Origin of the sequence: Arthrobacter sp. D5-1 (genome assembly GCF_017357425.1) — a bacterium.
Classification (GTDB): domain Bacteria; phylum Actinomycetota; class Actinomycetes; order Actinomycetales; family Micrococcaceae; genus Arthrobacter.
Genome location: NZ_CP014571.1, coordinates 1,874,243 through 1,887,468, shown reverse-complemented (window position 1 = coordinate 1,887,468; position 13,226 = coordinate 1,874,243). Strand labels below are relative to the sequence as shown.

The 13,226-nt window shown below is 62.7% G+C and carries 10 protein-coding genes; 5 read left to right on the top strand and 5 right to left on the bottom strand.

Features of this window, described 5'->3' with window-relative positions:
* Positions 1-53: 53 nt before the first annotated feature.
* The 3 genes from AYX22_RS08650 to AYX22_RS08640 all read left to right on the top strand — a co-directional run bounded on the left by AYX22_RS08650 (position 54) and on the right by AYX22_RS08640 (position 6,450).
* Positions 54-1,019, top strand: coding sequence for a quinone oxidoreductase (locus AYX22_RS08650; RefSeq protein WP_207597060.1), 966 nt, complete (start codon positions 54-56; stop codon positions 1,017-1,019).
* 160 nt (positions 1,020-1,179) lie between these two features.
* Positions 1,180-5,094, top strand: coding sequence for a Pls/PosA family non-ribosomal peptide synthetase (locus AYX22_RS08645; protein WP_207597526.1), 3,915 nt, complete (start codon positions 1,180-1,182; stop codon positions 5,092-5,094).
* A 12-nt stretch (positions 5,095-5,106) separates the two neighbouring features.
* Positions 5,107-6,450, top strand: coding sequence for a M1 family metallopeptidase (locus AYX22_RS08640; RefSeq protein ID WP_207597059.1), 1,344 nt, complete (start codon positions 5,107-5,109; stop codon positions 6,448-6,450).
* Here the strand turns inward: AYX22_RS08640 and AYX22_RS08635 are convergent.
* The 3 genes from AYX22_RS08635 to AYX22_RS08625 all read right to left on the bottom strand — a co-directional run bounded on the left by AYX22_RS08635 (position 6,447) and on the right by AYX22_RS08625 (position 7,960).
* Positions 6,447-7,100 (bottom strand): 4'-phosphopantetheinyl transferase superfamily protein, encoded by a 654-nt coding sequence (locus AYX22_RS08635; RefSeq protein WP_242703573.1) that lies wholly within the window; start codon positions 7,098-7,100, stop codon positions 6,447-6,449. The genes AYX22_RS08640 and AYX22_RS08635 overlap by 4 nt on opposite strands.
* Before the next feature lie 350 nt (positions 7,101-7,450).
* Entirely contained in the window at positions 7,451-7,681 is a 231-nt protein-coding gene (locus AYX22_RS08630) for a hypothetical protein (RefSeq protein ID WP_207597058.1), read from the bottom strand.
* Entirely contained in the window at positions 7,682-7,960 is a 279-nt protein-coding gene (locus AYX22_RS08625; protein ID WP_207597057.1) for a hypothetical protein, read from the bottom strand.
* A gap of 560 nt (positions 7,961-8,520) precedes the next feature.
* Between AYX22_RS08625 and AYX22_RS08620 the strand changes: the two genes are divergently transcribed.
* Together AYX22_RS08620 and AYX22_RS08615 are read left to right on the top strand one after the other, a co-directional pair.
* Positions 8,521-8,913 carry a hypothetical protein gene (locus AYX22_RS08620; RefSeq protein ID WP_207597056.1) on the top strand — a complete coding sequence of 131 codons (393 nt, stop codon included), beginning with the start codon at positions 8,521-8,523 and terminating at the stop codon, positions 8,911-8,913.
* Positions 8,914-8,946: 33 nt separating this feature from the next.
* The gene (locus tag AYX22_RS08615) at positions 8,947-9,336 is read left to right on the top strand and encodes a hypothetical protein (protein WP_207597055.1); all 390 of its coding nucleotides are present in this window, start codon (positions 8,947-8,949) and stop codon (positions 9,334-9,336) included.
* A gap of 293 nt (positions 9,337-9,629) precedes the next feature.
* Here AYX22_RS08615 and AYX22_RS08610 read toward each other — a convergent pair whose 3' ends face one another.
* Entirely contained in the window at positions 9,630-10,496 is an 867-nt protein-coding gene (locus AYX22_RS08610; protein ID WP_207597054.1) for a serine protease, read from the bottom strand.
* A 185-nt stretch (positions 10,497-10,681) separates the two neighbouring features.
* Positions 10,682-13,225, bottom strand: a complete 2,544-nt coding sequence (gene pheT / locus AYX22_RS08605; RefSeq protein WP_207597053.1) for a phenylalanine--tRNA ligase subunit beta — start codon at positions 13,223-13,225, stop codon at positions 10,682-10,684.
* Position 13,226: the final 1 nt, after the last annotated feature.

Here is a 13,226-nt window from a genome sequence, read left to right as displayed (position 1 = left end):
GATGGAATCTGAAACCGGGCCCCGGAAGGACCGCCCCGGAGTGAGGAGCCACCATGACGCACGCCATCGTTGCACAGCAGCCCGGAGGACCTGAGGTCCTCGAATACGCATCTGTGAAAATACCGAAACCTGGCCCCGGCCAGCTGTTGATCAAGGTCGCAGCTGCCGGGGTCAATTTCATTGAGACCTACCAACGCAGCGGCACCTACAAGGTGGAATACCCCTTCACCCCAGGCGCCGAAGCCGCCGGCACAGTGGAGTCCGTAGGCGAAGGTGTCGCAGAATTTTCCGTTGGCGACCGGGTTGCCACGGCTGAGGGGTCCAGGACGTACGCAGAGTACGCCGTGGTGGAGGCGGCCAAGGCACTTCCGGTTCCTGACGGCGTCGACGATCACACCGCAGCAGCCCTGCCGCTGCAGGGCATCACTGCCCATTACCTGATGAACTCGTCGTTCCGCGTAGAGCCGGGCCACACCGTTCTGCTCCACGCAGGCGCAGGTGGCGTTGGTCTGCTGTTGACGCAACTGCTGAAGGCCCGCGGAGCCCGTGTGATCACCACCGTGTCCTCTGATGAGAAGGCCGATCTCTCCACGCTTGCAGGCGCTGATGAAGTACTCCGTTACGAGGGCTTCGCTGACAGGGTCCGTGAACTGACCGACGGCGAGGGCGTCAACGTGGTGTACGACGGCGTCGGCAAAGACACCTTCGATGACTCCCTGAAGAGCCTGCGCATCCGGGGTGCCATGGTGCTCTTCGGTGCGGCCTCCGGCCCGGTGCCGCCCTTCGATCCCCAGCGTTTGAACGCCGCAGGTTCGCTGACGCTGACCAGGCCCACCATGGCGCACTTTGTGCAGAACGCCCAGGAACGCAGGTGGCGTTCAGCCGAGATTTTCGACGCCGCCGCCAACGGCACCCTCACTGTCAGGGTCGGTGCCACATACCCGTTGGCCGAAGCAGCCCAAGCGCACAGGGACCTCGAAGGCCGCCGCACCACCGGCAAAGTCCTGCTGGTTCCCTAAGCCCCCATGTCCGGTTCCCAACGGCCAGTGACGCGCAGGCAAACTGCTGTGCAACAGAAAGTGACGCGCAGGAAACGTCAGACACCTTTTGTTCATCTTTCTGCGGAAAGCTGACGTCGTGAGCACAGAACATCCATTGGGGGCCGGGCATATCCCTGCCATGACCACGTACCGTCCCCAGCTGCCGGGAGGCGCCGCCGCCCCGGCCGAGCGCACCCTCGTTGACATCCTGACAGAAACCGCATCGTCATTTCCCGAAGCCTCGGCACTGGATGACGGGCAGAAGTCCCTGAGCTACACCGAGCTTCTCAAGGCGGTACGCGCCTTCGCTGCCCGGCTCAATGCGGCAGGTCTTGGCCGGGGCGACAAAATCGGCGTTCGGATCCCATCCGGCACCAACGAGCTCTACATCGCCATCTTGGGAATCCTCATGGCTGGCGCTGCCTACGTTCCCGTGGATGCGGACGACCCCGACGAACGCGCCCGTCTGGTGTTCGGCGAAGCCAAGGTGGGTGCCATCATCGCGGCGGGCCTGGACATCCAGCTTTCCGGCGAGGCCCGGGAACCCGTCTCCACACCCTCCATCCCCGGACTGGACGACGATTCCTGGATCATCTTCACCTCCGGATCCACAGGAACCCCCAAGGGCGTTGCCGTCCAGCACCGGTCCTCGGCCGCGTTTGTTGACGCCGAGGCCAGGATCTTCCTTCAAGCTGAGCCTATTGGCCCCCAGGACCGGGTGTTGGCCGGCCTTTCGGTCGCCTTCGACGCTTCCTGCGAGGAAATGTGGCTTGCCTGGCGCCACGGCGCTTGCCTGGTACCGGCACCACGAGCGTTGGTTCGCACCGGCATGGACCTCGGCCCTTGGCTCATCAACCACGGCATCACGGTGGTTTCCACCGTGCCCACCCTGGCTGCGTTGTGGCCTGCCGAAGCACTCGAAAACGTCCGCCTCCTGATTTTCGGCGGTGAAGCGTGCCCGCCCGAACTGGCCGAACGCTTGGCGGTGGACGGCCGGGAAGTCTGGAACACCTACGGGCCCACAGAGGCTACGGTCGTTGCCTGTGCCGCTCCCCTGGGCGGACCCGGCCCCGTGCGGATCGGGCTTCCACTGGATGGCTGGGACCTTGCCGTCGTCGATCCGCAAGGCGTCCCGGTGGCCGAAGGTGAGATCGGTGAATTGATCATCGGCGGTGTCGGGCTTGCCCGCTACCTCGATCCCGCAAAGGACGCCGAGAAGTACGCTCCCATGGCATCGCTGGGATGGGGCCGGGCCTATCGATCGGGTGACCTGGTCCGCTTCGAAGCCGAGGGTCTGATCTTCATGGGCCGCGCCGACGAACAGGTGAAACTGGGTGGACGCCGGATCGAACTGGGCGAAGTGGATGCTGCGCTCCAGTCCTTGCCGGGCGTCGCCGGTGCTGCTGCGGCCGTGCAGACCACGGCTGCCGGCAACCAGATCCTGGTGGGCTACCTGGCCCCCGTTGACGGCTACGAGCTGTCCATGGACGAGGCACGCCGGCTGCTTGGCGAAAGCCTGCCGGCCGCTTTGATCCCCCTGCTGACCGTGGTGGATTCGCTCCCGACCAAGACGAGCGGAAAAGTTGACCGTCACGCTTTGCCGTGGCCGCTGGCAGGAGCCGGTGCCACCGAAGCCGGGAACGCCCCGCTGAACCTGCCCGATGACGCCCGTTGGGTGGTTGAGCAATGGGAATCCGTGCTGGGAAGTCGCGTCGGCTCCCTGGACGCCGACTTCTTCGCTTATGGTGGCGGATCCTTGGCTGCGGCGCAGCTCGTTTCTGCCCTTCGCGTCCGGTATCCCACCATCACCGTGGCGGATATCTATGCCACGCCACGTGTCGGCGCACTGATCGACACAGCGCGGCAATCACTTCCCGACGGCGGCGCGCCGGGTCCCGCTGCAGAGCGCACCGTGCGGCCCACGGCGCTGAAGTCACAGATCTTCCAGGTCCTGATGGGCGTGCCCTTACACATCCTGGTGGGGATGCGTTGGCTCACCTACCTCATGGCCGCCAACAGGTTGCTGGCAGACTTTGCTGGATTTACCGCCGCACCCGTCGTGTCGTGGTGGTGGATCGCAGCGTCCTGGCTGGTCTTCGTCAGCCCCCTGGGCCGGATGACGATCTCGGTGGTTGCAGCCAGGGTGCTTCTTGGCAGGATCGAACCCGGCACTTACCCACGTTCCGGAAAGACCCACCTGCGCTTGTGGCTGGCCGAGCAAATACAAGACCTGTCGGGCGCCATCGGTCTGGCCAGCGCCCCGTTCGTCCCTTACTACGCACGGGCCCTCGGAGCCAAGATCGGCAAGGATGTCCACCTGCACTCACTGCCCCCGGTCACCGGTTTGCTGTCCCTCGGAAGCGGAGCCAACATCGAGCCCGAGGTGGACCTTTCCGGATGGTGGGTGGATGGTGACTCCGTCCATATCGGGCAGATCCACGTAGGAGCCGGCGCAGTCGTCGGCGCCCGAAGCACCCTGATGCCAGGGGCCACCATCGGTGCGGGTGCGCGCGTCGAAGCCGGGTCGGCAGTACTGGGCAAAGTGAAGGCCGGGCACCTTGTAGCCGGCTCCCCCGCCGAGCGCCGTGGAAAAGCGAAGCAAGAGTGGCCTGAAACGATCACCCGGCGGCCAGTGGTTGACAGGCTCTGGTTCTCCGCCTTTGCCAGCGCTTCGGCGCTCCTGGCCCTTATTCCTTACATTTCTGCGTTCGCGGCCGCCTTGGTTGTCCTGGCTTTCATGCAGGGCCACGAATCCCTGGAAACTGCGCTTGCTCAAATAGCTCTGGCATTGCCTCTTGCGGCGTTGGTGTGGTTCTTCGGCAACCTGCTGCTCATCCTGATGGTTGCCCGGCTTCTCGGGTTGGGTTTGAAGGAGGGTTACTACGGGGTCCGCAGCCGTGTCGGGTGGCAGGTTTGGGCCACGGAACGCCTTCTGGACATGGCCCGGGACCTCCTTTTCCCGGTCTACGCAAGCCTTTTCACACCGATCTGGCTGCGCCTTCTGGGCGCCAAAGTCGGCAAAAACGTGGAAGCCTCAACCGTTCTGTTGGTTCCTAAAATGACGACCATTGGGGATGGAGCCTTCCTGGCTGACGACACCATGGTGGCCTCCTACGAACTCGGTGGGGGCTGGATGAAGATTGCTCCCGCCAAAATAGGAAAGCGCTCCTTCCTGGGCAACTCGGGCATGACTGCTGCGGGACGAAACGTTCCCAAGAACTCCCTCGTTGCAGTTCTGTCTGCCACGCCGGCGAAAGCCAAATCCGGCACGTCCTGGTTGGGCAGCCCGCCGGTCAGGCTGCGCCGCACTGCCGTCGCTGCTGACCAAACCCGGACCTTCCAGCCGCCCCGCAGGCTCAAGGTTGCCCGGGCGTTGTGGGAACTGTGCCGGCTGGTGCCTGTCATCCTCACAGTTGCCATCGCCGTCAGCGTCATGCTGGTTCTGGATTGGATCGCGAGTGGATGGGGCTACTGGGTGGCAGCCGTCCTGGGTGGTGTCGTGATGCTGGCAGCAGGTGCCGTGGCCGCATTGAGCTCCATCGTGGCCAAGTGGGCCCTGGTGGGGACCATCCGCGCGGGTGAGCACCCCTTGTGGAGCTCATTCATCTGGCGCAACGAGGTAGTGGACACCTTCATCGAAATGGTGAGTGCCCCGTGGTTTGCCCGCTCCGCCGCCGGAACTCCCGCCTTGGTGTGGTGGCTTCGCGGCCTCGGAGCGAAGATCGGCCGTGGGACCTGGTGTGAAAGCTACTGGCTGCCCGAAGCTGACCTGGTAACGCTCGGTGAGAATTCCTCCGTCAACCGTGGCTGCGTTGTCCAGACGCACCTGTTCCACGACCGCGTGATGAGCCTGGACACCGTGCTGCTCGGTAACGGAGCCACCATGGGTCCGCACGGCGTCATCCTCCCCGCGGCCAGCATCGGCGACGGCGGAACTGTTGGTCCGGCGTCGCTGGTTATGCGGGGTGAGACAGTGCCGGCCGGAACGTATTGGATGGGCAACCCGGTGAGCCCATGGGTGGGTCCGTCAACACAAGCGCCGCGCCTCAAGTAGATTGGACGGATCATGACCGTACCAATCACCGCCCCCACGACCGAAGCTGACCCCTATGCTCTGGACCACGGCAGCAGCAACTACCGTGTGGACCGGTACGAGTTGGATCTCGACGTCAGGTTGGGCAGCAACAAGCTGATCGGCAAGGCGGTCCTGCGATGCACGGCGTTAAAACCCCTGGCGCAGATTGTCCTCGACCTGGTGGGCCTGCGGGCCAGCAAGGTCCAGCTGGATGGCAAGAAGCTCCAGAAATTCAGCCACAGGGCCGAACACCTGGTGCTCAACCCGGCCTCCCCGCTGAGGCCCGGCCAGCAGTTCTCCTTGGAGATCCGCTACGACGGGAACCCCCAGCCCCGCCGCGGGCTTTGGGGCGATGTGGGGTGGGAAGAACTGAACGACGGCGTACTGGTGGCCGGCCAGCCCAACGGTGCGGCCTCCTGGTTCCCCTGCAATGACCATCCACGCTACAAGTCCAGCTTCCTTATCTCCGTGACCACAGACGACAACTACCGGCCGGTGTGCAACGGCACGCTGATCTCCCACTCCCGCAAGTCGAGCAGGGAGACCTGGGTCTATGAACACGCTGAACCCATGGCCACCTACCTCGCCACCGTTCAGATCGGCCGGTACGTCAGGGTTCCCCTGCACAATGACGACACCCATCACCGGGTGCCGCAGTTCGTAGCAGTCACGCCCGAGATGGCGGTGGATGCTCTGCAAGGCCTGCGCCGCCAGCCGGACATGATGCGCACCTTCGAGGATTGCTTCGGACCGTATCCGTTCACGGACTACACGTCGGTGGTCACTGAAGACGAACTGGAAATCCCGTTGGAAGCCCAAACCGTCTCCATCTTCGGCCGAAACCACATGCGCGAGTCCTGGGACGCCCAGCGCCTGATCGCCCACGAGCTTTCCCACCAGTGGTTCGGCAACTCGCTGACCGTGAGCAGCTGGAAAGACATCTGGCTCCATGAAGGATTCGCCTGCTACGCGGAGTGGTTGTGGTCCGAAGAATCCAGGACCATGACTGTTGCTGCACGGGCAACGGCTGCATGGAAGAGGCTCGACGCCGCGCCCCAGGATCTGCTGGTCGGAGACCCCGGCCCTGAGCTGATGTTCGACGACCGCGTCTACAAGCGCGGCGCCCTTGCCGTTCACGCGGTGCGGATGGCAGCTGGGGACGAGGCCTTCTTTGGTTTCCTGCAGCACTGGACTGCCACCAACCGGCATGGCTCAGTGTCGACGGAGGCGTTCATTGAGGCTGCGGATTCGTTCATTCCGGGCTTTGATGCTGCGTCGGTTCTCCGGCCATGGCTCTACGAGGCTGCGCTTCCGCCGCTGCCTCCAGCGCGCTAGCCCAGTGCCAGGGCGGCAACCAAACCGTCAGGCAGTTTTCGGTTTTCTTGGATGCCGGTGACATCCCGCAGGCCGGGCAGGTCCAGCACATCCAGCTCTGCGGGGTTGCGCCTCAGGCCCTCCCCCGTCATCTTCAGCCACGCTTCTTTGCGTGCCCACAGGCGCGCGCGCTGACTATCTCGCTCCTGATCCGGGATGGTGGACAGGAAGCGTTTCTCGGTTGCGGTCAGTGCGACGTCGTCGAAGCCTTCGAAGGTTGCTTTGCCAGTCGATTCAAAATCCACTCCCAGCCGTAGTTCTTCGGGAGCATGCACGACGCCGGCCAGTAGTACCCAGCCCGACGCCCGGGATGCACTGAGCGCCAGAGGTGCGGGGCCGCCGTCGAGCATGAACCCTGGGCGACCATGGTCCTGGCCGGGGCCGCACTGCGGGCAGTGATAGTCGGGCACGAGCCGGGCAGGATCCACTTCGAGGAGCACAGCGGCAAAGTCCAGCAAGGCCACCCGCCCTGCAATGAACTCTTCACGGTCTGCGGGGTTGGCGTAGCGAAGGGCGCGCTCGAGGGCCAGCTGGCCGAGCAGTTCAAGCGCGCCTCCTGCGCCGGGCGCCTCATCGAGCCTCCGCAGGTCAAGCACCGGATTCTGCATCATGCCCTCCTCTCACGGCTAAGTCCCCAGCCCAATGTCGCAACAGCTATGCACTGCTCCAACAACTGACAGAAAGCCCAGCGCGCCAGTCGCAGAGGCTAGGACGGAAGTGAAGGTCATCATCGAGCCGTTGGCTGCAACGACCCCCGGATATACGAACGTAATCTCATCGAACCGATAACTGTGCAGGTCGCCGTCCTTAGTCCGGGCAAGGACCCGCTCCTCTCCTGCGGCAACAGCGCGGTCATGCCAGCGCTTGACCCCTTCATCGATCTCCTTGCGCAGGTCCACGGCTTCGGCGCGGAGCCTGAACCCGTCGGCTCAGTCAACCTGCCCTCCCTTCAACTGACGCACTACCTTGGCCACAAGAAGACACCCAGGAATACCAACCCTGCCATTGCCGGAATAGCAGCCGCTACCTTCGACAGAACGAGTTGGTACTCGTACGTCTTGAACTGCGTGCCCTTAGGCAGCCAGGCCCAACCATCAACACCGGATCGTGCCATCAAGTTGCGCATCAGATACAGCACCAGGCCGCTGAGTACGAGGAAGGCTCCGACGATGCCCAGGAATGGATCGCCCATCTACTGCCCTGCCCATGGGGGCCTGAAAATGAACGTCAGCACCACAATCAGCAGACCCCCGACGATCAGCACTGAGCAGAAGAACACTCCGATCATCTCGAAGCCCCTGACCCGCTCCTCATCTGCTTCCGTGTCGGCTTCATAGTGAGGTTCGGGTTCAGCGTGCTCCCCTTTTCGGCCCAGCATTTGTGAGGTGATCCAGCGCTGCCGACGCGCGATCCACTTCCTGAACGGCAGCCACACCAGGCCGATCCCTATGAAGACCAGACCCAGCGTCATGCTTCCCTCCCCCGCCAATGCTCTCGTAGTATCACCATCCTAGAAGCGCAGCGCCCTCACACACACGCGCCGCGCACGAAGAGATCCCCGTTGGCGACGAAGGAGCCCTGATAGCGTGACCTCCTGAACGATCTCCACCTGAACCCCCGCGGCACCGTTTACCGGGGAAGCTACGACTGGGACCATGTAGCTGAAGTCGGGCATGGGCTCGGCTGGCAGCGGAAAAGCACCGACGACTCCGGGTTCGGTGCCGTCACCTTCGGCACGGACGGCACCACAGGACCGGATGGACCCAAAGACCTGCCAACGAAAACCCATGACGGACAAACCGGTGGCGTGGACGGCATCTCCGGATACTTCGACAGGACAACCGAGTCAAGTAAGAACCAGGCCAGGATCGCCCTGGGCCTTGGCGACCAACTCACGAATGCGAAACGATGACCACCACACACCGCAGCCGATACTGGCGCGCTCTTCCCGCCACGGCGATCATTCTTCTCACCCTGGCAGGGTGCGGGACACCCCTGAGCAACCCACCTACGAGCACCGCGGAGCAGACCATGGATCCGGAACAAGCCCGCAAGGAATACCTCGACATCTTCACGGAAATCCAAGCCCTCGCCCCCGGTGACTGGACGAAAGTTGCACCAGATGAACCGGGGGACGTCTGCGATCTGCCTCAGGGCATTGAAGGGACTCAATTCAGCTTTGACAGTAAGCACGGTGTGATGTCACAGGATCAGGCTGAAGAAATACATAAGACGGTAAAGGAAGTCTTTGAGACCGAAGGACTAAGAGTTGTTCAAACTCAGCCTTCGGGGGCAAACCGAGACCAGACAACCACTGGGTTTGGCGATGGTAAGTTCTCCATGCACCTTGGAACGAGCAGCTTCGGCACCACGCTCGGCGGCAACACTCGATGCGCGCCGGATCCCGAGGGCAAATTCCGGTAGGAGTTCTTCGGACTCCTCGATGAGATCCAAGCGATGGCAGCTGGTGACTGGGTGAACGAGGACGTTCCGGCAGGTGGCTACTGCCACTACCAGGGAACCGGAAACGGCAAATCGTTCGCTGGTGCGCGGACCATGGGACCCCTCAGCGCCACCGAGCGGGAGACACTTCGGCAGAAAGTCGAGCATTTCTATGCATCCCGCGGGTACAGCGTAAAGGTCTTTGATCAATCAACGACCACAAACAAGCTCATCATGACTAATGGTTTTGGACCAGATTGCTTGGTTATCCAGCTCTACACGGGCGACCTTGGCACAGTAGTCGATGGCACCGAGAACGTTGAAGCCGATAGAAAACCAGCGCGCCTCGCCCGTCGTGTCGCGGAGCAGTACGTGTGCACCACAGGTTTCGTCCCTCAGCTATAAGCTACGGAGCGTCTCACGAGCCTGTATGTAGCCGACCGCGGCGTGCTTAGACCCCTACGTTCCTTTCGTTCTGGAGGTTGTCCGCACTCCAGCCCTTCCGATGTGGTCCGTGCATAGTCGCAAGTGCTCATAAACGAGGACATTTGCACCTAAATCTACCCACCCCCCCTTTGTCGCTATGGCCCCTGCAAACTGCAGCTTGTGTCTGGCGGGCCCCTATTCGCCAAAGCAAGTGTTCCCCGCAGCCACAATTACGCTGCGGGGAACACTGTGTGTGTCTTAACTCAACTGCGCTACTTTACCGACGTCAGGTAGTTCGCCAGTGTGGGCGTGATGCGGGTGCCCGAGTTGGAGCTGCCGCCGTTGGTGTGGATGGCCATGATGGTGTTGGAGCTGTTGTAGACGGGGGCACCACTCTGGCCGCCATAGGTATCCATCTTGTAGTAGACCTTTTCCGTGGTGGTGCTCTCAATAGGACCGGTCATGGACCACATGGTTCCGAAGGCCTTGTCTCCGGGGTAGCCCCGAACGGTCACATTGGTGCCATTCAGACTTGCGGTGGTGCCGGTGTAATTGAGCCAGCCGGTGGTGTTGCCGATGGTGCAGTCGAGCTTGATGACGCCCCAATCAGCATTGGTATTGGCAGAGTCGATCCAGCGCTGGTCCGTCAAGAGCTGCGTTGCGCCACACGTACCGTAAGGATCGGTTGATCCATTCCGACCAGGAGCCACTTTTACGCCCCAGGAGTAATCAGCCGTTGACCCAGTGCCGCCTTCGTGGACGCAGTGCCCTGCGGTCAGAACGGTGTCGTCGGAAATCAAGGCACCGGAGCAGATGTAGCCGCCGTTGAACTCGATCTGAACGATCGAGCGGTTGGGCGCAGCTGTGGTGTTGGTGATGCGGACACGGCCGTCAGCGCCGATCACTGAGTCGGTGGAGGCCCCTCCGTTCTTCGACGGTGCGGCAATCGTGTATTTGTCAGCCAGTGGTGATGCAGCGGAACCGGACGTCTGCGAAGGGTCTACCGTGTGCGATACAGGTTGAACCTCGGCGGCGGCTGCCTGCGGCGTCGACTCTGACGCGGTTGCGGCTCCACCAAGCGAGGACGTCAGAGCCATCACTGCAGCTCCGACAAGCAAAGCAACGTTCTGCTTCTTCATGGGTACCTTTCAAGGGACGGCTCAGAGAAGAGCCGTGCGAGGGATGTGATACACATGCTTCACATGTGCATGACAAAACTGTCATACATGCATGAATAGTCTGTCAAGATGCTGGGAGCTCAATCTCAATAAAAGAAAATCCCCGGAACCATCAGGTCCCGGGGATTCACTCGATACAGGGAGTGCTAGCGCTGGACTGCTCCGAAGCGCTCGGCCGCAACGGCAACGGCAGCCGCTCGGGCCTCCGAAGCCTCATCCGCCGTCAGGGTGCGGTCGTCCGCACGGAAACGCAAGCCGAAAGCCAGCGACTTCTTGCCCTCCTCGATGCCGGGACCCGCGTAGACGTCGAACAGCGCCACGTCTTCGAGGAGTTCGCCGGCACCTTCACGCAGCGCGGAGAGGACCAGGTCTGCCGCAACATCCTGCGGAACCACCAAGGCGACGTCCTGCGTGGCGACGGGGAATCCGGAGATGTGCTTGGCCACAATTACGTCAGCAGCGGCTTCGAACAACGCTTCCACGTTGACCTCCAGAGCCACGGAGCGTGCGGGCATGTCCTGAGCCGCCAGGAGCTTGGGGTGCAACTCTCCTGCGTAGCCCACGACGTCGCCATTGCGCAGCGCCAGTTGAGCTGCACGGCCGGGGTGGAATGCCTGGTGGCTGCCCTGGCTGACGACCAGCTCGACACCCAAAACATCTGCAATGAGGCGTGCCACGTCAACAGCGTCCGCCCAGTCCCAGACGCGCGGTGTGTGGGTAGCGGCAGCCGGAGAATCATGGCCCGTCAAGACAGCTGCGACGTGCAGCGGCTGGGGCGGGACGCCGTCGTACAGCGCATCCAGAACCTCATCGGAAGGCTTGACGCCCAACGGCGGGATGGAATCCGTGCCGAGCTTGTCACCGGGCAGGAAGACCGAACCCGCCTCGTACACAGCCAGGTCACGGAAGCCGCGTGAGTGGTTCCGGCGGGCAACCTCGATCAGGCCCGGCAGGATGGACGTCCGCAGGTAGCCGTGTTCCTCACTGATCGGGTTGGCGAGCTTGAGCGCCGGACGCGCACCGCCTTCAGCAGCAACGCCAAAGGTGTCGTTGGCTGCCTTGGAGACGAACGGGTAGGACAACACCTCGGTGAGCCCCGCATCAGCCAAGGCCTGGACGACCCGGCGCTTCTGCTGCTGGCTGCGGCTCAGGCCACGGCCTGGAGGCGCCACCGGAAGAGTCGAGGGGATGTTGTCGTAGCCGACAAGGCGCGCGATTTCCTCGGACAGGTCTTCCTTGGTTTCGAGGTCATTGCGCCAGCTGGGAGCCGTGACCCTGTAACCGGCGGCAGTTTTTTCAACCACAGCGCCAAGGTCCTCAAGGGACGTGATGATCTGCTCTTCGGTGAAGTCGATGCCGATTCGGGCAGAGGCGAACCCTGCCGGCAGTTCAATGGTGACCGCATCAGGGGCGGTTCCAACGTCGGTCCCCGTCTCATCTGCCGTACCACCGGCAAGCTCAACCAAGAGGTCAACCACGCGCTGGGCAGCAATATTCGCAACGTGCCAGTCAACGCCGCGCTCGAAGCGCTTGGAGGCTTCGGAGGGCAGCTTGTGGCGACGGCGGGAGCGGGCAATCGACACTTCGTCGAAGTGCGCGGCTTCCACCAGGATGTTGGTGGTGGAATCCGACACCTCAGTGTGGGCTCCTCCCATCACGCCGGCGATGCCAATGGCACCCGAGTCATCGGTGATCAACAGGTCCTCGACGTCGAGCGTGCGCTCCTTGTCATCGAGGGTGGTGATCTTCTCCCCCGCCACTGCACGACGCACCACGATGTCTCCCGCGAGCTTGTCGAGGTCGTAGCAGTGGTTGGGCTGTCCCAGCTCAAGCATGACGTAGTTGGAGATATCAACCGGCAGCGAGATGGAACGAACGCCGGCCAGACGAAGGCGCGCGGACATCCACGGCGGTGTGGGACGTGATGGGTCAACGCCACGGACGGTGCGGGCCACGAAGCGGTCGCAGCCTGGCTTGCCGTAAATCGGGGCGTCGTCGTTGAGCTGGACGCCGTAGCCACCCTGCAAGGTTGCCGGCGCGCTCACCTTGGACGCAGGATCCACGAACGAGGTTCCCGTGGCGTGCGCGTACTCGCGGGCGACACCCCGGATCGAGAACGCGTAGCCGCGGTCAGGGGTCACGTTGATTTCGGCAGCCTGGTCATAGAGGCCAAGGAGTTCCATGGCGTCCGTGCCGATTTCCGGATCGAGGCCGATGCGGGAGAGGACCAGGATGCCGTCGTGGTCGTCGCCGATGCCCAGTTCCCGGACGGAAGCGATCATGCCCGCGGACAGGTGACCGTAGGTCTTGCGGGCTGAGATCTTGAAGTTTCCTGGCAGAACAGCTCCGGGAAGGGTAACTACGACCTTGTCGCCCTCAACAAAGTTGTGGGCACCGCAAATAATGCCCTGCACTCCGGAAGGGTCAATGCCCTCACCATTGAGCGTCTGTTCCTGCCCTTCAGGAACGACGCGGACCTGGCACCAGTTGATCGTCTTGCCGTTGGACTGCGGCTCCTTGACCAGGCTCAAGACCTGGCCCACGACGATGGGCCCGGAGAGCTCGTCCGTGGGACGGTGGACTTCTTCTTCTTCAAAGCCGACCTTGACCAGGTCCGCCATGACATCTTCGGCCGTTGCATCGGCCGGAACCTGCGCGAATTCACGCAGCCAGGAAAGTGGGATACGCACT

Bases quoted from the DNA above. Each gene is read 5' to 3' on its own strand.
- AYX22_RS08650 (WP_207597060.1), top strand. From the start codon at position 54: ATGACGCACGCCATCGTTGCACAGCAGCCCGGAGGACCTGAGGTCCTC.
- AYX22_RS08645 (WP_207597526.1), top strand. From the start codon at position 1,180: ATGACCACGTACCGTCCCCAGCTGCCGGGAGGCGCCGCCGCCCCGGCC.
- AYX22_RS08640 (WP_207597059.1), top strand. From the start codon at position 5,107: ATGACCGTACCAATCACCGCCCCCACGACCGAAGCTGACCCCTATGCT.
- AYX22_RS08635 (WP_242703573.1), bottom strand. From the start codon at position 7,100: ATGATGCAGAATCCGGTGCTTGACCTGCGGAGGCTCGATGAGGCGCCC.
- AYX22_RS08630 (WP_207597058.1), bottom strand. From the start codon at position 7,681: ATGGGCGATCCATTCCTGGGCATCGTCGGAGCCTTCCTCGTACTCAGC.
- AYX22_RS08625 (WP_207597057.1), bottom strand. From the start codon at position 7,960: ATGACGCTGGGTCTGGTCTTCATAGGGATCGGCCTGGTGTGGCTGCCG.
- AYX22_RS08620 (WP_207597056.1), top strand. From the start codon at position 8,521: ATGGATCCGGAACAAGCCCGCAAGGAATACCTCGACATCTTCACGGAA.
- AYX22_RS08615 (WP_207597055.1), top strand. From the start codon at position 8,947: ATGGCAGCTGGTGACTGGGTGAACGAGGACGTTCCGGCAGGTGGCTAC.
- AYX22_RS08610 (WP_207597054.1), bottom strand. From the start codon at position 10,496: ATGAAGAAGCAGAACGTTGCTTTGCTTGTCGGAGCTGCAGTGATGGCT.